At 69.3% G+C, this 20,850-nt stretch carries 18 protein-coding genes; 8 read left to right on the top strand and 10 right to left on the bottom strand.

Going from position 1 to position 20,850, the window contains the following annotated elements:
• Window positions 1-191 precede the first annotated feature (191 nt).
• The 6 genes from DEU38_RS06520 to DEU38_RS06495 all read right to left on the bottom strand — a co-directional run bounded on the left by DEU38_RS06520 (window position 192) and on the right by DEU38_RS06495 (window position 6,276).
• Complete coding sequence (locus DEU38_RS06520; RefSeq protein WP_114719286.1) at window positions 192-1,961, bottom strand: penicillin-binding protein 2; 1,770 nt, start codon at window positions 1,959-1,961, stop codon at window positions 192-194.
• A gap of 131 nt (window positions 1,962-2,092) precedes the next feature.
• Window positions 2,093-2,755 (bottom strand): hypothetical protein, encoded by a 663-nt coding sequence (locus DEU38_RS06515; RefSeq protein ID WP_114719285.1) that lies wholly within the window; start codon window positions 2,753-2,755, stop codon window positions 2,093-2,095.
• Window positions 2,756-2,760: 5 nt separating this feature from the next.
• On the bottom strand, window positions 2,761-3,777 hold the full coding sequence (rsmH, locus tag DEU38_RS06510) for a 16S rRNA (cytosine(1402)-N(4))-methyltransferase RsmH (RefSeq protein WP_114719284.1): 1,017 nt from the start codon (window positions 3,775-3,777) through the stop codon (window positions 2,761-2,763).
• A gap of 273 nt (window positions 3,778-4,050) precedes the next feature.
• A complete protein-coding gene (mraZ, locus tag DEU38_RS06505; RefSeq protein WP_114719283.1) occupies window positions 4,051-4,482 on the bottom strand; it encodes a division/cell wall cluster transcriptional repressor MraZ in 432 nt (143 codons plus the stop codon).
• Window positions 4,483-5,013: 531 nt separating this feature from the next.
• Entirely contained in the window at window positions 5,014-5,454 is a 441-nt protein-coding gene (locus DEU38_RS06500) for a DUF3040 domain-containing protein (RefSeq protein ID WP_114719282.1), read from the bottom strand.
• Window positions 5,455-5,658: 204 nt separating this feature from the next.
• Window positions 5,659-6,276 carry an SAV_6107 family HEPN domain-containing protein gene (locus DEU38_RS06495; protein WP_397484356.1) on the bottom strand — a complete coding sequence of 206 codons (618 nt, stop codon included), beginning with the start codon at window positions 6,274-6,276 and terminating at the stop codon, window positions 5,659-5,661.
• A gap of 162 nt (window positions 6,277-6,438) precedes the next feature.
• On the opposite strand from DEU38_RS06495, the gene DEU38_RS06490 reads away from it, so the two are divergent.
• From DEU38_RS06490 to DEU38_RS06470, 5 genes are read left to right on the top strand one after another with little or no spacing between them, the layout of a single operon-like run.
• Window positions 6,439-7,059, top strand: a complete 621-nt coding sequence (locus tag DEU38_RS06490; RefSeq protein WP_114719281.1) for a GNAT family N-acetyltransferase — start codon at window positions 6,439-6,441, stop codon at window positions 7,057-7,059.
• Window positions 7,060-7,100: 41 nt separating this feature from the next.
• The gene (locus DEU38_RS06485; protein WP_254622549.1) at window positions 7,101-8,684 is read left to right on the top strand and encodes an NAD(P)/FAD-dependent oxidoreductase; all 1,584 of its coding nucleotides are present in this window, start codon (window positions 7,101-7,103) and stop codon (window positions 8,682-8,684) included.
• A complete protein-coding gene (locus DEU38_RS06480; RefSeq protein ID WP_114719279.1) occupies window positions 8,681-9,502 on the top strand; it encodes a carotenoid biosynthesis protein in 822 nt (273 codons plus the stop codon). Before DEU38_RS06485 ends, DEU38_RS06480 begins: the two co-directional genes overlap by 4 nt.
• A gap of 32 nt (window positions 9,503-9,534) precedes the next feature.
• Complete coding sequence (locus DEU38_RS06475; protein WP_181818692.1) at window positions 9,535-10,257, top strand: LppM family (lipo)protein; 723 nt, start codon at window positions 9,535-9,537, stop codon at window positions 10,255-10,257.
• A gap of 10 nt (window positions 10,258-10,267) precedes the next feature.
• The gene (locus DEU38_RS06470) at window positions 10,268-11,431 is read left to right on the top strand and encodes a glycosyltransferase family 2 protein (RefSeq protein ID WP_181818688.1); all 1,164 of its coding nucleotides are present in this window, start codon (window positions 10,268-10,270) and stop codon (window positions 11,429-11,431) included.
• Window positions 11,432-11,460: 29 nt separating this feature from the next.
• Here the strand turns inward: DEU38_RS06470 and DEU38_RS06465 are convergent, their stop codons facing one another.
• The 3 genes from DEU38_RS06465 to DEU38_RS06455 form a co-directional block, all read right to left on the bottom strand.
• On the bottom strand, window positions 11,461-12,348 hold the full coding sequence (locus DEU38_RS06465; RefSeq protein WP_258557651.1) for an SGNH/GDSL hydrolase family protein: 888 nt from the start codon (window positions 12,346-12,348) through the stop codon (window positions 11,461-11,463).
• A gap of 154 nt (window positions 12,349-12,502) precedes the next feature.
• On the bottom strand, window positions 12,503-14,944 hold the full coding sequence (locus DEU38_RS06460; protein WP_220181884.1) for a glycoside hydrolase family 3 protein: 2,442 nt from the start codon (window positions 14,942-14,944) through the stop codon (window positions 12,503-12,505).
• 248 nt (window positions 14,945-15,192) lie between these two features.
• The gene (locus DEU38_RS06455; protein WP_217487137.1) at window positions 15,193-15,810 is read right to left on the bottom strand and encodes a TetR/AcrR family transcriptional regulator; all 618 of its coding nucleotides are present in this window, start codon (window positions 15,808-15,810) and stop codon (window positions 15,193-15,195) included.
• Between the two features lie 120 nt (window positions 15,811-15,930).
• On the opposite strand from DEU38_RS06455, the gene DEU38_RS06450 reads away from it, so the two are divergent.
• Window positions 15,931-16,935, top strand: coding sequence for a hypothetical protein (locus DEU38_RS06450; protein ID WP_114719274.1), 1,005 nt, complete (start codon window positions 15,931-15,933; stop codon window positions 16,933-16,935).
• Window positions 16,936-17,002: 67 nt separating this feature from the next.
• Here DEU38_RS06450 and metF read toward each other — a convergent pair whose 3' ends face one another.
• On the bottom strand, window positions 17,003-17,983 hold the full coding sequence (gene metF / locus DEU38_RS06445) for a methylenetetrahydrofolate reductase [NAD(P)H] (protein WP_114719273.1): 981 nt from the start codon (window positions 17,981-17,983) through the stop codon (window positions 17,003-17,005).
• Between the two features lie 139 nt (window positions 17,984-18,122).
• Between metF and DEU38_RS06440 the strand changes: the two genes are divergently transcribed.
• Together DEU38_RS06440 and crtI are read left to right on the top strand one after the other, a co-directional pair.
• A complete protein-coding gene (locus DEU38_RS06440; protein WP_254622551.1) occupies window positions 18,123-19,244 on the top strand; it encodes a polyprenyl synthetase family protein in 1,122 nt (373 codons plus the stop codon).
• The gene (crtI, locus tag DEU38_RS06435; RefSeq protein WP_114719272.1) at window positions 19,244-20,803 is read left to right on the top strand and encodes a phytoene desaturase family protein; all 1,560 of its coding nucleotides are present in this window, start codon (window positions 19,244-19,246) and stop codon (window positions 20,801-20,803) included. The genes DEU38_RS06440 and crtI overlap by 1 nt, the downstream gene beginning before the upstream one ends.
• The last annotated feature ends 47 nt before the right edge of the window (window positions 20,804-20,850 follow it).

Raw genomic sequence — 20,850 nt, 5'->3', positions numbered from 1 at the left:
ATGCACAGGCAGTGGGTCCTCTCGGAATCGAATTTCGGTTCGGGGTTCGTTCGGTCGTGTCCATCCTTGCGGACGGAGACCGACGTGTCAGATTACCGGCGGCGGCGCCACGGGCACGACCCACCATGTTCGGTACACACCGGTTACGTGGGAATCGTCACCCCGACGGGCGGGACGCGGCCCGGACGGTGTCAATCGGCCTGCAACACCAGCCGCCGACCCGGGTCCGGTGACAGCGGAACGCTGTCCCGCTGCAGGAGCCACGACGCGATGTTGTGGAACAGCGGCGCGGCCGACTGTCCCCCGCCGCCGTCGATACCGCGGACGGGCGCGTCGAGCATGATCCCGATGACATAACGCGGATCATCCGAGGGCGCGATGCCCGCGAAGGTGATCCAGTAGTTGGAGTTCGAGTAGCACCCGCAGGCAGGGTCGACCTGCTGCGCGGTACCGGTCTTGCCACTGATCTGGTAGCCGTCGACGCCCGCCTGCGGCCCGGTGCCCTGCTGGTAGCCCATCGGGTCCTTCTGGGTGACCGACCGGAACATGTCACGAGTGGTACGCGCAGTCTGCTCACTTACCACCCGCACCGGTTCGGGGCGTTCGGTCTCGATCCGGGAGCCGTCCGGCGCGAGGGTCGACTTGACGATCCGTGGAGCGATCCGCTCGCCGTCGTTGGCGATCGCCTGGTACATGCCGGTCATCTGCAGAAGCGTCATCGACAGCCCCTGGCCGATCGGCAGGTTGGCGAACGTACCGCCGGACCAGTCGTCGAGGTCCGGGACGTTGCCGGCGCTCTCGCCCGGCAAGCCGACGTCGGTGCGCTGGCCGAGTCCGAACTTGTGCAGCATCTCGGCGTAGCGCTCCTCCCCGACCCGCTCGGCGAGCATCAGCGTGCCCACGTTCGACGACTTACCGAAGACGCCGGTCGAGGTGTAGGGCGCGACGCCGTGCGCCCACGCGTCCTTGACCGAGACACCGGCCATCTGGATCGAACCGGGGACCTGGAGCACTTCCTCGGGGGTGGTCAGCCCGTACTCGATCGCCGCGGCCGCGGTCACGATCTTGTTGACCGATCCCGGCTCGAACGGCGAACTCACGGGCAGGTTGCCCATCTGGGCGGTGCGCGGGTTGTTCCCGACGCCGATGGCCGGGTTGAACGTGCCGTCGTTGGTCATCGCGAGGACTTCGGACGTCTTCGCGTCGAGCACCACCACGGATGCGTTCTTCGCACCCGACAGGTCCTTGGCCTGCTGCGTCTGCTGCTGCACGTAGTACTGCAGGTCGGAGTCGATGGTGAGTTCCACGTTGGATCCGTCCACCGCGGGCTGCAGATCTCGTCGACTGCCGGGGATGACCGCACCGTCGGACCCGCGGTCGTGCGTCTCGGAACCGTCGTTGCCGGCAAGCGTCGAATCCATCGACTCCTCGAGCCCGAGCAGTCCGTGTCCGTCCCACCCGGTTGCACCGACGATGTTCGCCGCTAGCGAACCACCCGGGTACTCGCGAATGTCCTGCCGCTCGAGTCCCACTTCCTCGAACTCGTCGGCGATGTCCGCCGCCACCGCGGGATCGACACTGCGGGCCAGGTAGACGAACGTCTCGTTGCTGCGCAGCTTGTCGAGCAGTTCGCTCTCCGAGACCGTGTCGCCGAGCCGCTCGTGAATCCCCTTCGCGATCTCCTTCAGCCGGGTGTCCGGATCGGGAGCGGTCTCGCCGGTCTCGTCCTTGGCACGCTCCTCCTCCATCCGCTTGCGCTCACGCACCGGCTGGAACGTCAGCGCCTTGGCATCGAGGGTGTAGGCCAGCTTGTTGCCGTTCCGGTCGAGGATCGCACCCCGAACCGCCGGGAGGGTGACGGTCGTCGTGCGCTGATTCGCGGCCTCCGCCGACAACCGGGGCGCGTCGATCCCCTGGACCCACAGCAACTGCACCGCCACGACCCCGAGTGCAATGAGCATCGTCGCGCGGCCGTACTTGAGACGGAACCCGAAGGAATCGGTGCGCCTCGCGGCGGGCTTACGCCCCCGCGATCTCCGCGGCGGTGCGGGCCGACGCGGACGTGAGGCGGGAGTGCGTCCACCCACCGACGTCACTGCCGAGCACCCGCCGGGGGTTGAGTGATCACCGTCACAGGCGTCAATTGTTCACCGCGAGCCTGGATCCGGCCGTCGTTGACGGGCGGCGGCGTGGCGGCGGGAGGCGCGGTCGTGGGGGCAGGCGGCGTCGCCCGAGGCGCCGCCGGCTCGGCCACGGGCGGCGGCGTCCGGTCCAGCGGAGCGACCGGCTTACCCTCGGCGGGCTTCGGAGTGCCGATCACCTCGACACTGCCGTCGGTGGACACGACCAGTCGCGCTGGATCCTTCACCGGGATCAGCCCCTGCTCGGCAGCCTTCTCCGCGAGCACCGGCGCCGAGTTGCCCGCCGCGACGTCACGCTGGAGCGCCGCCGTCCGCTCGCGCAGGCCCTGGTTGTGAGCGCGCGCGTCCGCGAGCTGGTACGAATCCTCGGCGGACCGTGTCGTCAACAGCAGAGTCGTCGCGAGACCGAGACACAGCAGGCCGATGATGGTGGCCACGAACGGGATCCGGGCCACGATCGCGCGCGGCGACGACGGAGTCGACGCCGTCGAGGTCGGCCGGGCACCGCCCACGACGGATGCCCGCTGCTGCCGGCGCTCGTATGCCTTCTGCGCCGCACTGGACCGCCGGACACGCGCGGACCCGATACCGGTGGACGTCATCCGAACCGTCATGTCAGTCACGCTCCAGCCCTCCTGGCGATTCGTTCCGCTGCCCGCAGACGCACGGGCGCTGCTCTCGGGTTGTCTTCGATCTCCTGTTCGGACGCACGTTCCGCTCCTCGCGTGAGGATCCGGAACTCCGGCCCCATACCCGGCAGTTCCACCGGGAGGCCTTCAGGCGTCTTCGACTTCGACAGTGGCGTCAGCTCCTGCTTGACCACTCGGTCCTCGAGCGACTGGTACGACATGAACACGACCCGACCGCCGACCGCCAACGCGTCGAGGGCAGCGGGGATCGCGGCTCGCAGCGAATCGAGCTCGCCGTTGACCTCTACCCGAAGTGCCTGGAAGGTGCGCTTCGCGGGATGGCCACCCGTGCGGCGCGTAGCTGCCGGGATGGCGTCGTAGATGAGCTCGACCAGCGCGGCGCTGGTGGTGAACGGCTGCTTCTGACGACGGCGTACCACCTCGGAGGCGATCCGCCCCGCGAAGCGCTCCTCGCCGTACGTGCTCAGGATGCGCGCCAGCTCGCCGTGACTGTAGGTATTGAGCACCTCGGCCGCGGTGATCCCCGTCGTGGGGTTCATCCGCATGTCCAACGGCGCGTCGACCGAGTAGGCGAATCCGCGCTCGGCCTCGTCCAACTGCATCGACGAGACACCCAGATCGAACAGGATGCCGTGCACCGTGCCGATCGGGTCCAGGCCGGCCTCCTCGAGCGCGTGGACGATGCCGTCGTAGCGCGTGTGCACGAAGGTGGTGCGGCCCGCATAGGGGGCCAGGCGCTCGGACGCGATACGGAGCGCCTCGGGGTCACGATCGAGCCCGATGAGATGCAGGCCGGGATAGGTCCGCAGGAAATGCTCGGAGTGCCCACCCAGACCGAGTGTCGCGTCGATCATGACCGCGCCCTCGCCGAGGGGGTTGTGGGCTGTGAGTGCCGGCCCGAGAAGGTCGTCCGCGCGGTGCAGCAGCACCGGGACATGACCGAACTCGCCGGGGACGGACCGGGTGTCGTCCTCGCCGTCGACCATGGTTCCTCCGGCTCCTGCTCGATGCTGTGGGGCTTGCACGTGGTTGGGGGTCCGAAGAGGTGGTTCGGCGGGCTGTCGTCGACTGATGCGCTGCAACGAAACTCGCGAACGTCACTCTCCGGGAGAGCGAATGCCTCGAGGTCCCTGTCCGATCGAGGAACCTGGCGCTGGGGAAGTGCGTCAGGGTCCCGGCGGTGAACCTGGCGCTGGGGAAGTGCGTCAGGGTCACACTCGGGCAGAGGCCTCGCGGCACTCGCCTGTGGCGTCGGTGGGCTAGAAGATCCCCTCGAGCGCCTCGTCTCTGGCTTGTGAGTAGCTTTCCTCGTGCTCCGCGACGTAGGACTCCCATGCCTGGGCGTCCCAAATCTCGAGGAAGTCGACCGATCCGATCACCACGCAGTCCTTCGACAACCCCGCATAGCGACGATGGTCGGAAGACAACGTGATCCGTCCCTGGGCATCGGGATGCTGCTCGTCGGTTCCCGATGCAAGCGCACGCACGAATGCGCGAGCCTGCGGATTGCTTCGGGAAGCCGCTGACGCACGACGCGCAAGCGCGGTGAACTCCTCACGGGGGTACACCGCAAGGCTGTGGTCCTGCCCTTTAGTGACCATCAACCCTCCCGCCAACGCGTCCCGGAACTTCGCAGGCAACGTGAGTCGCCCCTTGTCGTCGAGCTTCGGCGTATAGGTACCGAGAAACATCTCGACACCTCCCGCCGGGGCCCTGTGGCGAACGTGTGGTCGATACCGGCCGGTATCGCCCTGCATTCTGGCGGGTCACTCACGCGATCCGCTGCGCACCACATTACCCCACTTTCCTCCACTTTCAATCCGATCGGGGGGCCGATTTGACATCTGCGCGCGAATAACCGCAGATCACCGGGCATGGCTCGAAGTGGGGCGTTTCCGCCCACGTGATCGCAAACACGAGAGCCTCCCCGGCCCCGACGGAGGGCCCGCACTCGGCCGGCCGAGAAAACCCCAGTTCAACGCTCCGCCTCCCTGCGATAGCAGAACCTCGGATCGAACCCACCGGCGGCAGGAGCAGGCAGTGGGGACATGTGGGGGCAACGTGTGGGGAACTGTGGGTGAGGCGGGAGGGATCGGCCACGGACCCACACGGACCGACACGGCCACCGCGGACGCGCCGACCGCACGAAAAACGGCGATGGCGCGACCTTTGCGGTCGCGCCATCGCCGTTTCGAGAGCCTGGGCGTTTCTGACGCCGGAAGCTACTCCTGTTCGAATCTCCTGCGGAAGCGATCCTCCATCCGGGACGAGAATCCGCCGCCGGACTTCTTGCCTCCATGAGGCTTACGCGGATGCGATCCTCGCGCACCCGGCCCTTCACCGGACGGGTCGTCCCCGTCGGGTACCGCTGCCAGATGCCCCTTCCCTCCACCGAACAGGAAGAGCACACCGGCACCGAACATAACGACGAACCCGATCACACTGACGATCGGGAATCCGCCCAACCACAACACATCCAGAGCCACGCCCGCGATGAGCAGGACGAGACCCAACGCAAAGAGGGCCACCGCCTGCAATCGACGTTTTCCAGCGGGGGCACGCATTCGCCCGCCCCTCACCGTGGACGCGAACTTGGGATCCTCGGCGTAGAGAGCGCTCTCGATCTGATCGAGCATGCGCTGCTCGTGCTCGGAGAGTGGCACGGTACCTCCCCCGGCACTAAGAGTTGGCACCTCGCCGCGGTGCGGAGAGGTGGGTAACGGACTAGCGGTTACCTGAATTCAATAATACGAGGAGAGTCCTCCTCTGACCACCTACTCCGTCGACGAGTTCCCACCGAATCGGCGACAATCCGGTATGCCCCACCAGAAGGGCCCGTGAACGTGTCCGGAATCACCGCATCCACGCTACGCCGAGAGCCCGGAAACAGCGCCCCGATTCGTCGCCCCGAGGCGATCCTCGACCGCAGTGAGGAACCTCCCCACCTCGAAATAGAACGCATCCGCATCCACATCCGTCACGGTTCGCGTCACACCGGCTTCGATCGAGGCCCGGAGCGCGGAATGCTGGGCGAAGTAGTCGGCCCACTCCACGAAATCCGGTGCCGCCCGCGCCATGAGGACCCAAGCGCTCCGGGACCGAGGCCGCCTCGCCCGACCGGAGTTCGCCGCCCCTTCCACCCCGGCGAGGACCGCAGCAGCACCACGGAGTGCCCCGAGGTACGCACAACGGAATCGTTCCGCAGCCTGGACCGCACCCGCCGCCTCCGACAGCAGACCGTCCGCGCGACGCAACAACGCGACCGCAGACATCGGAGCCGACACCGGCCCCGCCGGCCCGACCGGTGAACCCGACACGGCAGGACGCCCGGACGATCCACAACCGGTCGTCGCGATCCTCGACCGCCCGGACATCGACCGCCGCTTCGGCACCGCCTCGCGCTCGACCACCTCTTCGGCATCCGCAGCTCCGACAGCACCGACAGCACCGACACCCCGCGCAACTTCAGGCACGACCTTCGACATGACTTCGAGCACCTCCCAACGCTCCGAAGTTCGGGACCGCCGATCCGGTGATGTTCGCTTCCCTCGAACATCACCGGATCGGCCATATCGAACATGCGTTCGACCTATTCAATATAACTGGCCCCACCGACATGTCGTCAAGAGAGAAGGGTGAGCCCGCGCATGGATGCGAGCACCGGCGAGAGCCCCGACACGAATCCGGAGTCCGCTCCGGTCGTCGTGGACCTGTCGGTATCCGACATGCGTGCCCGGCTTCCCGAGGCGCTGTCGATCTATGTGGCGGCCATGGGATACCCCCGCGGAACCGAGTACCACCGCGCACCCATGTGGACCGAGCACATGCAGCGAGCCGGATGGCGCGCGGTCGGCGCGGTACAGGCCGATCCCGAACTCCCCGACCGCCCGGCACCGTTGGTCGCGATCGCCTACGGCTATCGCGGCGCCCCCGATCAGTGGTGGCAGCAGCAGGTGCGGCACGGGATGCAGGCGACCGGGTGGAGCCGGGAGCAGATCTCGTACGTTCTCGGTAGCTACTTCGAGCTGACCGAACTGCACGTCCATCCGGACGCGCAGGGACACCGCCTGGGCGAGCGACTGCTCCGACGCCTGCTCGCCGACCGCCCGGAGCGTGGCGTACTGCTCTCCACCCCGGAGGTGGACGACGAGGACAACCGGGCCTGGCGCCTGTACCGGCGCACCGGGTTCCGCGACGTCGTCCGCCACTTCACCTTCGCGGGCGATCGCCGACCGTTCGCTGTTCTCGGACGGGGGTTGCCGCTGTGATACCGGAGTTCACGAGAGCCGCTGACGCTCGACTCGACGCGGTGGTGGTCGGTTCGGGCCACAATGCCCTGGTCTCGGCCTGCTATCTGGCCCGATCGGGATGGTCGGTGGAGGTTCTCGAACGGGACACCGTCGTCGGTGGCGCCGTCTCGACGGTCGAGCGGTTCCCGGGACACAAGGTGGATCGCGGGTCGTCGGCGCACATCATGATCCGGCACACCGGGATCATCGAAGAGCTCGACCTCGCCGCGCACGGACTGCGCTACATCGACTGCGACCCGTGGGCGTTCGCCCCGGCGCCGGCGGGATCGGACCGACCGGGAATCGTCTTCCACCGCAGCCTCGATCGGACATGCCGATCCATCGAGGAATCGTGCGGTGCGGCCGATGCGGACGCCTACCGACGTTTCGTCCGGACGTGGGGGCCGCGGACCGAGCGCGTGATGCGGGCCTTCGCGGCGCCGCCCACCGGAGGACACCTGCTGCGGTCGTTCTGGGGCCTCGACACGTCCGGGGGCGGCAGCGAGATCTCCCGCGAGTTCCTGACGTCGGGCGATGCGCTGCTCGACGAGTACTTCGACAGCGAACCGCTCAAGGCGGCACTCGCGTGGTTCGGTGCGCAGTCGGGTCCGCCGATGTCGGAGCCGGGAACCGCGCCGATGGTCGGGTTCGCGGCGCTGATGCACACGCTGCCACCCGGTCGAGCGGTCGGCGGCAGCGGCGCGCTGACGGCGGCGCTCGCCGCGCGGCTCGCCTCGGACGGTGGAACGGTCACGCTCGGTGACGGCGTGACCGAACTACGCAAGGACTCCGACGGCTGGACCGTGGTGACGGAGTCCGGACGTCGGATCCGTGCCCGCCGAGTCGTCGCCGGCTGCCACGTGCTGACCACTCTCGATCTGCTCGAACGCGGCGGCTACGACCGCGCCACACTCGACCGCTGGCGTCGCCGGATCCGGGTGGGGCCCGGCATCGGCATGGTGCTGCGTCTAGGGACCGACGCGCTGCCGTCGTACCCGAGCGCGCCCTCCGATGCGACGGACGCGACCGCGACATCGGGCCTGCAACTCCTCGTCTCCGACCGGGCCCAGCTGCGGACGGCGCACGGAGCCGCCCTCGCCGGCGAGTTGCCCCCCGAACCGGCGGTGCTCGCGATGAGCTTCAGCGGCATCGACCCGACGATCGCCCCCGCCGGCGAGCACCAGGTGACACTGTGGTCGCAGTGGCATCCTTACGCGTTGTCCGGCGGCCGCAACTGGGCGGATCTCGGCGAGAGCGAGGCCGATCGCATCGTCGCGAGTGTCGACGCCCTCGCACCCGGCTTCGCCGACAGCGTGCGTCACCGACACATCCAGACACCTGCGGACATCGAACGCGAGATGGGTCTGATCGGCGGCAACGTGATGCATGTGGAGATGTCACTGGACCAGATGTTCATGTGGCGTCCGATCCCCGAGCTGTCCGCGCACCGGGTACCGGACGCGGAGAACCTGTACCTCACCGGAGCGTCGACCCATCCCGGCGGTGGCGTGTCCGGCTCGAGCGGACGCAGCGCGGCGCGGGTCGCCCTGTCCGACGCGCGCGGTGGTCGACTGCGACAGGCGCTCCGCAAGCCCTTCCGATGAGCCCCCCGAACACAGTCATGCTGCGCGCCTCGGTGGCGCTCGCCGTCGCCGCGGTCGCCGCGCAGATCGTCTATCCGCTGGTGGACGGCCGATCCCGGGACGTGGTGACGGTCGCCGTGGTCGCGCTGCTGGCCGCCGCTTCGATCGTGCACGCCGTGGCCGTGCGCGGCGGACGGTGGGCCGCCGGGATGGTCCTGGCGACGGCCGGGGTCGGTCTGCTGTCCGAGGTGGTCGGAACCGCGACAGGCATCCCGTACGGCTGCTACGAGTACGCCACCGGACGGCTCGGCTGGGCCGTCGCCGACGTGCCGCTGGTGGTCCCGTTCGCGTGGACGGCGGGCTTCTACCCGGTGTGGTGCGTCGCGTCGCGACTGACCCGCGCGCGGCTCCCCCGCATCGTCCTCGCGACGATCGGCGTCGTCGGCTGGGACCTGTATCTGGACCCGCAGATGGTCGCCGACGGCCAGTGGCGCTGGTGCGTCACCGATGCCGGGCTGCCCGGTGTCGAACACATTCCGCTCACCAACTACGCGGGCTGGGTCGTCGTCGCCCTCGCGATGGCGGTTCTCGTCACCCTCCTGGACGTGCTCGACCGTCGTCCCCGAACGACGCCGCTCCGGCACGACGCGGTGCCCACCGCACTGTTCCTGTGGACGTGGCTGGGCTCGGCGCTGGCCCACGCGGTGTTCCTCGACGCACCCGAACTGCGGTACTCGGCCGTCTACGGCGCGGTCGCGATGGGCGTACTGGGGGTGCCACTGCTCGTGGTTCTGGCGCGCACACGCCGGAACGAGCTGGACAACACCCCTACCGCCTGACACGAATACCCGTGCCTGGCACGATGAGCCCTGTGCAGCCGTCCACGCCATCGCCATCACGTACCCGGTTCCGTCGCCTGTTCTCGACCGCGGCACTCGCACTGATCACGGTGCCGCTGCTGGCGGGGTGCCTGCGTGTGCAGGTGTCGATGGGCGTGTCGGCCGACGACAAGGTCTCGGGGCAGATCGTGGCAGCCACCGTCCCCAAGGACCAGAACGACAAGGGTCCACAGCTGACCCCGCCCCCGTCGCTCGCCAACCGGATCCGGGTGCAGGAGTACCAGAAGGACGGGTACGTCGGAACCGAGGCGTTCTTCAGCGGACTGTCGTTCGGCGACGTCCAGGATCTCGGTGGCATGTCGGGGCAGACCGACGGGGCCCTGCAGTTGTCGCTGCAGCGGGCCGGCGATCTGGTGAACCTCAGCGGTCGGATCGATCTCGAGAACGTTCCGGCCCAGGGCACCGACGTACAGTTCACGATCGCCTTCCCGGCCCGGGTCGCCACGACCAACGGCACTCGCGAGGGCGATTCGACCATCACGTGGAAGCTCCCGGCCGGCGAGGTCAGCACGCTGCGCGCCGAGGTTCGCTACGCCGATCCCAAGACCCGCAGTTTCGCCGGATGGGCGGGTATGGCGGCCGGCGTCACGATCGCCGTCGCGGCGATCGTCGGTGTGATGGCGTGGGCCACCCGCAACCGCAGAACACCGTCCGGGCCTCGCCGCGAGGAGCCTCTCGAGACGTCGACACGGTGAGCCTTCGATAGTGGCTCCACCGTTCGAACCGCTCGCCGTCGCGACCCGCGCGGGTACCGGGCTCGCGCTCGCGGCGGCCGCCGTCACGGCCGCGAACGTCGCCGGGTTGCCCCGACTGCACGCCGAACCGGTGACCGAACCCGTGACGGTCCTGGTGCCGGCCCGGAACGAGGCACACCGGATCGCCGGTCTCCTCGAGGATCTACGCGGCCAGACCCTCCTCGGCACGCTGCGCGTGATCGTCCTCGACGACGACTCCACCGATGCGACGGCACTGGTCGCCGAACGCGCCTTCGACGGCGACAGCCGCTTCGCGCTGATCCGAACCACGCAGGCCCCGCCACCCGGATGGTTGGGCAAGACCGCTGCCTGCCGGACCGCCGCCGAGCACGCGGCCCGACTGGTCGATCCGCGACGGCCGGGTGTGCTGGTCTTCCTCGACGCCGACGTGCGACTGGCCCCCGATGCCCTCGCGGCCGCCGTGACGGAGTTACGCCGCACCGGCGCCGACCTCGTCTCCCCGTGGCCCCGTCAGGAGGCCGTCACGGCCACCGAACGCATCATCCAGCCGCTGCTGTGCTGGTCGTGGTTCTCGATGGTGCCGGTGCGCGTCGCCAACGACAGCCGCCGCCCGTCGACGGCGGTGGCCTGCGGGCAGTTCCTCGTGTTCGACGCCGCGGCCTACTTCCGGATGGGCGGGCATGCCGTCGTCGCCGACAGCCTCACCGAGGATCTCGACATCGCCCGGGCGCTGCGCCGGCGGGGCGGACGGACCGTGGTCGTGGCCGCGCAGGACAAGGCGACGTGCCGGATGTATGTCGGCCCCGCCGCGCTGCGTGCCGGATACACCCGCTGGTTGTGGACGGCGTACGGCTCGGCCGCCGGATCGACGGCGGTTGCCGCCGCGGCCGCACTGACCTATCTGGTGCCGCCGGCCGCGATGCTGTTCGGGCGCGGCAACACCCGCCGGTGGGGCGCTGTGGGCTACGCCGCAGCCGCCGCCTCGAGACTTGCTGCGCGCACGGTCGAGACCGGACGACGACCCCGGGTGGGCGACCTCCTGGACGCGGCCGCCCACCCGGTGTCGATCGTCGGCCTGATCGGCCTCACCGTCGCCTCCCACCGGGACCGCCGACGTGGCGGACTGCGGTGGAAGGGCCGGGCGATCGGCTAGCCCCGTACCGTGGCAGCACTCGGCGTTCGCTAGCCGTTCGCGATCACCGCGGCGACCTCCCTCGCGAGGGCGCGTTCGCCGTCTGCATTCGGATGCACCGGCACCGGCTGCGCGGAGTAGACCAGCGGCTCGATCCACCGCTCCCCCACCGGCTTACAGCCGTCGCGCCCTTCCGATACCCGGGCCATGTCGACGAACGACGTACCCGTCTCGGCGGCCGCTCGCGCGATCGCGTCGTTGAGCGTCGCCTGGAGATCACGCAGATACGGGACGTCGCCCTGCGCGATCGGGAACTGCGGAAAGCAGCCTCCGGTCGCCGGCAGCAACCACGGGTACCCGACAACGACGACATGGGCTCGCGGGGCGCGGGCATGTACGTCCTCGAGCGCTTTGACGAGCGCCGGGTAGGTCTGGCTGGTGATCGGTTCGAACAGGCCCGCGCCGTATCGCGACTTGCACGGGTCGAAGGCGCCGGGACTGACCGCCCAGGCACCGATACAGGTCGCCATGGCGCCGGCAAAGGTGTCGTTGTTGTTTCCGCCGATCATGACGGTCACGAGCTCGGTCGACGGGGACAGCGCGTCGAGTTGGGCCCGGGTCCCCGGATACTGTGGTTGGTAGAAGTCCCCGGTCTTGGCGCCGCCGCAGCTGACGTCGGTGAGCCGATAACCCGATTCGGCTGCCACGATGTGTGCGAAGTTCTGTTCGGACTGCCAGCACTGCGGCAGCTGTCCGGACGCGATCGGAGCGACGCCCGATCCCGCACTGAAACTGTCGCCGAGATTCACATACTCGGTACCGCCGGGCAGCGCGGCGGCCGGCGACGCCAGGGCGACGGCGTGAGCCGCCATCCCTGACGCGGCCGCCAGCACGGCCGCCATCGCCTTCCATCGTCTGCCCGTGATTCTTGTTGCCATAATGTGTCTCCCCCAACTCGGATGCGATCGGCCGGAAGAACCGATCGGGTGGACTCGCGCGCACCGGCTGCCGCCCCAGATGATGGCCGCATACGGCATACAAACGTTCTGATCGCAACGCCTGGCAAGGAACTGGTGGAGCTGGACCGGACGGCTACTCCATCGTCTCGATCCGCAGAGTGACGGGGCAATCCCCGGACGACCGGCCGACCTGAAGGTCGTACGCCCCGGGTTGGTAGGCCCACGAGCGGCTTTCCTCGTCCCAGATCTCGAACGCCCGGCGGGGCAGGGTGATCGTCGCGGTGACGGCGTCGCCGGGCGATGCCTCGACGGTCGCGAAGCCCGCGAGCGCCCGGGCCGGCCGGTCTGCGTGCGCCTCGACCGGCGCGAGATAGACCTGCACGACCTCGCGTCCGCGCCGGGATCCGGTGTTGCGGACGGTCACGGTGACGGTGTCCGCGTCCCGCTCGACGCCCTCGTACGCCCAGGTCGTGTAGCCGAGGCCGTGCCCGAAGGGATACGCGGGGTCGACGTCGGACCGATCCCACGCGTGGTAACCGATGAACAGGCCCTCGGCGTAGGCGAGCTTGCCGTCGACAGGGGTGACGTCGGTGACCGGGCAGTCGGCGAGCGTGGCGGGCCAGGTGGTCGGCAGCCGGCCGCCGGGCTCGGCCACACCGGCCAGCACGTCGGCCAGTGCGGCGCCGGCCTCCTGCCCGGGGAACCAGCTCAGCAGCACCGCCGCGACCTCGTCGCGCCACGGCATCTCCACCGGCGAACCGGCATTGACGACGACGACGGTTCTCGGGTTGGCCGCGGCCACACGGGCCACCAACTCGTCTTGACGACCCGGCAGTTTCAGCGTGGTGCGGTCGAAGCCTTCCGACTCCACCTTGTCGGTGGTGGCGACGACGACGACGGCCACTTCCGCCTCGGTGGCGGCGGCCACGGCCTCGGCCATGAGCTCCTCGGGGTCACGCTGCGGCTCGAGGTGTCCGAGACTGAAGCTGACGATGGCGATGGGAGAACCCTCCATCTTCATCGGGGTGTACCGCAGGACCACCTTGACCGTCCGGCCCGCCTCGAGCTCCACGACGCCGCGGTCCTTCGGCGAGCCGAAGAGCATCTCGAACGGGTCGAAGCTCTCCAGCGCCTGGTCGCCCTCGAACAGCGTCTCGCCGTCGACGGTCAGGGTGAACTGGCCGATGCCCTTGGTGCCGAAGCGGTGTGGGCCGGACTGCTCGGGCGTGAAGGCGCCGATGATCTCGATAGTCTGCAGCGCCTCGTAGTCGATGCCCTCGGGGAGGTCGCCCATCCACATGATGTTGCCGTTCGCCAGCGGGAGCTCGCGCTGCAGCGAGCCGTCGGCGGCGTAGCAGCGGGCGCGCAGCTCGAATCCGTGGTCGGCGACGCCCATCTCGTCGCTCAGCGCCGTGCCGACGCTGTAGCTCAGCTTGCCGTCGGGCAGCGCAGCGGTCAGCCCGGCGAGGGGGGAGACGACAGCCTCGGGGAAGACCATGGCGGATCCTCCGCCGAGCACGCGGGCGTCCCGCGCGGCCAGGCCGATCAGCGCGACGGTGGTCTCGGCAGGGTCGATCGGCAGCACCGGGGCGGCGTCGACCTCGGCGTTGCGGGCAAGCACGAAGGAGCGCCGGGCGACCTCGCGCGCGATCTCGCGGCCGTCGACCGCGGCGGGGAACTCGGCGACCGCGGCCGGGGCGCCCTCGAGCAGCCCGACACGCGCCGCGAGCAACAGGACGTGACGCACGGCCTCGTCGACGACGGACTCGTCGACCTCCCCGTCCCGGACCGCTTTGACGAGGAGCTCGCCGTAGACGGACACCGGGCCGGGCATCGCGACGTCCAGGCCGCCGAGGATCGCGCCCACCGTCGAGCGGGTGCCCATCCAGTCGGAGACCACGATCCCGTCGAAGCCCCACTCGTCGCGGAGGACGCCCCTGAGTAGTTCGGTGTGTTCGCTCATCGTGGTGCCGTTGACGCCGTTGTAGGCGGACATGATCGCCCACGGTCGGGCATCCTCGACGATCGCCTCGAACGGCGCGAGGTAGAGCTCGCGGAGGGCCTCCGGGGAGACGATGTTGTCGACACTCATCCGGTCGGTCTCGGCGTCGTTGGCCACGAAGTGCTTGACGGTGGCTCCGACGCCGCCGGACTGCACGCCGCGGACGAAGCCGGAGCCGATCGCGCCGGTGAGCAGCGGATCCTCGGAATACGCCTCGAAGTGCCGGCCACCGACGGGGGTGCGGTGCATGTTCACGGTGGGAGCGAGCAGCAGGTGCACGCCCTTGCGGCGCGCCTCCTGCGCGAGCAGCGTCCCCGCCCGGGCGATCAGCTCGGGATCCCAGGTCGCGGCCATCGCGGTCGGCGAGGGCAGCAGGACGGACGGGTCCTCCGGACCCCAGCTGGCCCCGCGCACGCCGACAGGGCCGTCGGACATCACGACGGAGCCGAGACCGATCTCGGGGAGCGGCGGCAGGGTCCAGATGTCCTGCCCCTGAAGCAGTCGCGCCTTCGCGTCCAGATCCAGCTTGGCGAGCGCCGATTCGACGGCCTCGCGTACGGCTTCGTTCTCCATCGTGAATTCCTTTGTCATCGAACGGTTTCAGCAACCAGCGAACCGCGTCCACCAGAATGAAACCGGTTGGCGAACAAGTCGATTCGCCGATCCCGGCGAGGATGCGGCCGACTGGGCAGCTGGGTGGCGCCACAGCGGTTCGATACTGACACGATCACCTAATGAGTGATAGGCGTTGATATGAAAACGTTATATTTAGCATCGACGGGGGCCGTGGTGCCGATGAGCAACCGCGCGAGAGGTTCGCGTCAGCGTCGGCCGGTGCCGTCCTCGGAACGATCACCCAGGGCGAGCAGCGCGACGAAGTTACGGAAGGCAGCGGGCATGTCGACATCCTCAGGAGCCAGGAGCCACTGGATCTGCATGCCGTCCAAGACCGCGATCAACAACGGCGACGCCTGTTCCGGCGTGAGACCACCGGGCAGTCGATCGCCGAACTCCCGCCGCAGCAACTCGGCGAAAACCTCACGCGCACCGGCATAACGCTCAGTGAAGAACTCCCGTGCCGGATGCTGGCCGATCGCACTCTCCGCCGCCAACGCGGTGAAGGTCTGGACGACACCGGGACGTTCGGCGTTGAACTCGACAACCTGCTCGAGGTGCGACAGGCGCGCATCCGTGGCCCCTGCGAGGAACGCAGCGACATCCCACCGGTCGCGAGCCTCGAGCACGCCGACCAGGAGGTGTTCCTTACTGGGGAAGTAATGCAGAAGACCGGGCTGGGTCAGCCCGACGCGTTCCGCCACGGCAGCGAGCGTCGTTGCCCGATAGCCACGCTCGGCGATCACCGTCATCGCCGCGTCGAGGATGGCCTCACGCCGCGCTTCCGCCCTGGCCGCCCGCCCGCCCCGCTGTCGCTCCGTCACGGTACGAGCCTAACGACGGCGGCGTTCGACTCACTGGGCGGCCGCGAATGACGGCAGGATTGTAACGATACCGTCACAAAGCCTAATTCCCGCTAGGCGCGATGCCTACCCTCTCGACCTATGACACGTCGCTTGCGGAAAAGTCTCGTCGTCCTCGTCACCGCGATCACGGCAGTGGTCGCCGCCGGCACCACCGCACAAGCGGGTGGGATTCCCACGTCGGCCGCCGGGCCCACGAAGGCCGTCGAATCCACGTACTCCGACCGCGGGCCGTGGGAGCTGACCACGCAGAAGGGCTTCGGCTGCTGCGACTCCACCGGCGCCGCGTTCGATGTCTGGTACCCCACCGACCTCGGCGCGAACGGGGAGCGCCACCCGATCATCACCTGGGGCAACGGCACCTTCGCCCACCCGCACCAGTACGACTATCTGCTCTCGCACCTGGCGTCCTGGGGCTTCGTGGTGATCGCGGCCGACAACACCAACACGGGCTCCGGCCGGGAGATGCTGGAGGCGGTGGACTTCCTCCGGCGCCAGGACGGTGATCCGTCCAGCGTCTTCCATCAGAAGCTGGACACCGACGCCGTCGGCGCGATGGGGCACTCCCAGGGCGCGGTCGGCACCCTCAACGCGACCGCGCACTCCGGCGGCACCGTCAGGACCGCGGTCCCCATCGAGCTCCCCGGCCAGTACATGTGCACGCTCGGGTTACCGAAACCGGAGGGGATGACGACTTGCACGGACCCCCGGGAGCTCACCACCGGCTCGGTCTTCTACGTCAACGGCTCCGACAGCCCGATCTCGGCGTCCACCCAGCCGCTGCCGTGGCAGATGATCGGCATCCAGTCCGCACAGGCCTACTACGAGGCGACTCCGGAATCGTTGACCAAGGTGCGGGCAACCCTGAACGGCCCCAACCACAACGACATTCAGGGCCAGCCGGGCTGCACCCCGGACAACCTTGGCTGCGTGAACGGCGTGACCGGCTTCCTCGGCTACCTCACGGCCTGGGTCATGGACCGACTGCAGGGTGACACCCGGGCGCACAGCGCCTTCGTCTCGGGAACCGGCGAACTGTTCGGCGACCCCGACTGGAGCAATCAGACGAGCAACATCACCGGATGAACCGACGAGTGAGTGCCGGGCGACTCCGCGGCCGGCACTCACCCAATGGGCGGACGCGTCGAGCCCGTCACACCGACGTCGAGGCAGACATACCCAGGTTCGCCAGCACCTCACCGGTGGCCCGCGCGAAGTTGAGCGTGATGAAGTGCAGGCACGGCGCGCCCTCGGCGATCAACCGCTCGCTCATCTCGGTCGCGACCTCGATACCGATCTCACGCACCGCGGCACGGTTCTCCTCCGGACCGTCACCCGCAGCCCGGGTGAGCCGCTCCTCCAGCGCGGCCGGCAGCTTCGAACCGGACAGCTCCAGGCTGCGACGGGCCGAGCGCAGCGACGTGATCGGCATGATCTCGGGGATGATCGGCTTCTCGCCCTGCTCGGGGTCGTACGCCACGACGCGGTCGCGCAGTCGCAGATAATCGTCGACGTCGAAGAACATCTGGGTGATCGAGTACTCGGCGCCGGCCCGCAGCTTGGACACGAGGTACTTCGTGTCGTATTCGAGGTCGGGCGCCCGGTAGTGGCCTTCCGGGAACGAGGCCACACCCACATGGAAGTCGCCCATGTCGCGGACCAGACGGACCAGTTCCTCGGCGTACTCGACGCCGTCGGGATGCTTGACCCACTCACCTAGCGGATCACCGGGCGGGTCGCCCCGGAGCACGAGGATGTTGCTGATACCGCGATCGGCGTAGGCGCCGCACATCGCACGCAGTTCGTCGATGCTGTGCCCCACCGCGGTCAAGTGCGCCACGGGGAGCAGCGTGGTGTCCTCCGCGAGCCGGCCGGTGACCCGGACGGTGCGATCGCGTGTCGAGCCGCCCGCGCCGTACGTCATGGACACGAACGCCGGTCCGAGTCGCTCGAACTCGCGGACCGCGCGCCACAGACGCGCCTCGGCGTCCGCGTCACGCGGGGGCGAGAACTCGACTGAGAAGGGGATCCGACCACTCTTGGAAGCTTCCGACGAGCTGATCCGGTCCACGATCGATGGGGTCTGGGTCTCCCAACCCGCGCTGTTGCGCCCCCGAACGGCATCGAATGTCACCGATCCAGCATAGGTTGGCCTCCCTGTTTCACCCGCATCGAGTGGGGTCCGTACCGGCAGCCTCGGCATCCGAGCGACCACTATGGTGGTGTCGAGGCTTTGCGCCACGGTCGCCGCCGCGCGCCGGTCCGTACTCAACTTGGAGGCTGTCCTGTCCGCTGGAGCCGGCGAGTCCACTCGCCCTTCCCGGTCCACCCCACCGCTCACCGATCTCGTCGAGGGTGCGCTCCGCGATTTCTTCGCGTCGCGGGCCGACACGATCCGTTCGGTCGGCGGCGGCTACGAGAACGCTGTCGCGACCCTCGAGAGCTTCGTGCTGCGCGGCGGCAAGCGGGTGCGTCCGGTCTTCGCGTGGACGGGCTGGCTCGCAGCCGGTGGCGACCCCGAGGGCGCGCAGGCGGACGCGGTACTGCGGAGTGCGTCGGCGCTGGAACTGGTGCAGGCGTGCGCACTGGTCCACGACGACATCATCGACGCGTCCACCACGCGTCGGGGGTTCCCCACCGTGCACGTCGAGTTTGCCGATCAGCACAGCGCGCAGCAGTGGAGCGGCGGCAGCGCGGAATTCGGCCGGGCCGTCGCGATCCTGTTGGGCGATCTGGCACTGGCCTGGGCCGACGACATGGTCCGCGAGGCCGGGCTCGCGCCGGAGACCCTCGCCCGCATCTCCCCCGTGTGGTCGGCGATGCGGACCGAGGTCCTGGGTGGTCAGTTCCTCGACATCAGCGGCGAGGTGCGCGCGGACGAATCGATCGAGGCCGCGCTGCGCGTCAACCGCTTCAAGACGGCCGCGTACACGATCGAACGCCCGCTACACCTGGGTGCGGCACTGGCGGGGGCCGACGACGCCCTGGTCGAGGCTTACCGCCGGTTCGGCACCGACATCGGCATCGCGTTCCAGCTCCGCGACGATCTGCTCGGGGTCTTCGGCGATCCCGAGGTCACCGGCAAGCCCTCCGGCGACGACCTGCGCGCGGGCAAGCGCACCGTGTTGTTCGCGGAGGCCCTGCAGCGCGCCGACGCCACCGATCCGGCGGCCGCGGCGCTGCTGCGTGAGTCGATCGGCACCGACCTGTCCGATACGCAGGTCGCGCGGCTGCGCACCGTGATCACCGACCTGGGCGCCGTCGACGACGCCGAACGTCGCATCTCCGAACTCACCGCCGACGCACTCGCGGCGCTCGACGGCAGCACGGCCACCGACGAGGGCAAGCGGCGACTGCGGGAGATGGCGATCGCCGTCACCCGCCGGGACGCCTGATCGCCGTGGGTGTGCGCACCGTTCCGGGCGCCACCGACCGGGTCGTGGTGGTCGGCGCCGGGCTGGCCGGGCTGGCCGCCGCGCTGCATCTGCGGGGGCGCGGCCGGGACGTGACGCTGCTCGAGCGTGACGACCGTCCGGGCGGGCGCGTCGGAACGTACCGGGGCCCCGGGTACGTGATCGACAGCGGCGCCACCGTGCTGACGATGCCCGAACTGGTGCGCGACGCGCTCGCCGCCGTCGGCGCGGACTTCGACACGACGACGCCGCCGCTGCGGTTGCATCGGTTGGCTCCCGCGTACCACGCGCGTTTCGCGGACGGCTCGACGATCGACGTGCACTCCGACCCCGAGCGGATGGTCGCCGAGGTCGCCCGGGTCTGCGGACCGGACGAGGCACGCCGCTATCTGGATCTGCGCCGGTGGCTGGCCCGGGTGTTCGACGCCGAGTTCGACACGTTCATCGACGCCAACTTCGACTCACCGCTGGATCTGTTCTCCACCCGGAAGTCGGCGACCGATCTGGCGCGCCTGCTCGCAGCAGGCGGCTTCGGCCGGCTCGGCGGTCAGGTTGCCCGGCGGGTCACTGATCCACGGCTGCAGCGGATCTTCACGTTCCAGGCCCTGTACGCGGGTGTGGCGCCGGCGAAGGCGCTCGCGGTGTACGGCGCGATCGCGCACATGGACACTTCGCTCGGGGTGTCGTTCCCCGAGGGCGGGATGTGCACCATCGCCGAGTCGATGGCCGACGCCTTCACCTCGGCCGGCGGCACCCTGCACCTGGGCACCGAGGTGACCCGCATCGAGCGGTCCGGTGACCGGGTGCGCACCGTGCACACCGCCGACGGTCGTTCGTTTCCGTGCGATGCGCTCGTCCTCACCCCCGACCTGCCGATCGTGGACGACCTGCTGGCGACCCGACGCGTCCGTCGTCAGCGGATCTCGCCGTCGGCCGTCGTGCTGCACGGCACGGTCCCCCGCGTCACCAGCACGCGGTGGGGTGCGCCACACCACCACACGATCGACTTCGGCGCGGAGTGGGCGCGCACGTTCGCCGAGATCGCGGCGCGGCCCGGACGCGGCCGCCTGATGAGCGATCCGTCCCTGCTGATCACCCGCCCCGCGGTGACCGATCCCGGGCTGATCCTCAACCGTGACGGCGTCGAACACGAACCACTGTCGGTGCTGGCGCCGTGCCCGAACCTCGACAGCGCCCCGCTCGACTGGTCGGCATTGACCGACGCGTACGCGAGCGAGCTCCTGCAGACCCTGGAACAGCGCGGATACCACGACATCGGCACCGACTATGCCGTTGATCACATCGATACGCCTGCCACGTGGGCCCGTCAGGGGATGGCGGCCGGGAGCCCGTTCGCTCCGGCCCACATCTTCCGGCAGACCGGGCCGTTCCGGCGCCGCAACCTGGTCAGACGGCCGGCGAACGTCGTTCTGGCGGGATCCGGAACGACACCCGGCGTCGGCGTCCCGACGGTTTTGATCTCGGGCAAACTCGCCGCCGAGCGCGTGTGCGGACGGCCGAAGCCGGTGCTTGCCCGATAATTGCCGCCGACGCACTAAACTGACTACCCGTCCCATGCTGTCCGACC

The organism is Rhodococcus sp. AG1013 (assembly GCF_003350365.1).
Lineage (GTDB): Bacteria > Actinomycetota > Actinomycetes > Mycobacteriales > Mycobacteriaceae > Prescottella.
Note: the sequence above shows the minus strand (reverse complement) of the source record. Positions and strands in the feature narration are given on the sequence as shown.

Coding starts and splice junctions, on each gene's coding strand:
- DEU38_RS06450 (WP_114719274.1), top strand. CDS start 15,931: ATGACACGTCGCTTGCGGAAAAGTCTCGTCGTCCTCGTCACCGCGATC.
- DEU38_RS06520 (WP_114719286.1), bottom strand. CDS start 1,961: ATGCTCATTGCACTCGGGGTCGTGGCGGTGCAGTTGCTGTGGGTCCAG.
- mraZ (WP_114719283.1), bottom strand. CDS start 4,482: ATGTTTCTCGGTACCTATACGCCGAAGCTCGACGACAAGGGGCGACTC.
- DEU38_RS06515 (WP_114719285.1), bottom strand. CDS start 2,755: ATGACGGTTCGGATGACGTCCACCGGTATCGGGTCCGCGCGTGTCCGG.
- DEU38_RS06465 (WP_258557651.1), bottom strand. CDS start 12,348: ATGGCAACAAGAATCACGGGCAGACGATGGAAGGCGATGGCGGCCGTG.
- DEU38_RS06495 (WP_397484356.1), bottom strand. CDS start 6,276: ATGTCGAAGGTCGTGCCTGAAGTTGCGCGGGGTGTCGGTGCTGTCGGT.
- DEU38_RS06480 (WP_114719279.1), top strand. CDS start 8,681: ATGAGCCCCCCGAACACAGTCATGCTGCGCGCCTCGGTGGCGCTCGCC.
- rsmH (WP_114719284.1), bottom strand. CDS start 3,777: ATGGTCGACGGCGAGGACGACACCCGGTCCGTCCCCGGCGAGTTCGGT.
- DEU38_RS06460 (WP_220181884.1), bottom strand. CDS start 14,944: ATGGAGAACGAAGCCGTACGCGAGGCCGTCGAATCGGCGCTCGCCAAG.
- DEU38_RS06490 (WP_114719281.1), top strand. CDS start 6,439: ATGGATGCGAGCACCGGCGAGAGCCCCGACACGAATCCGGAGTCCGCT.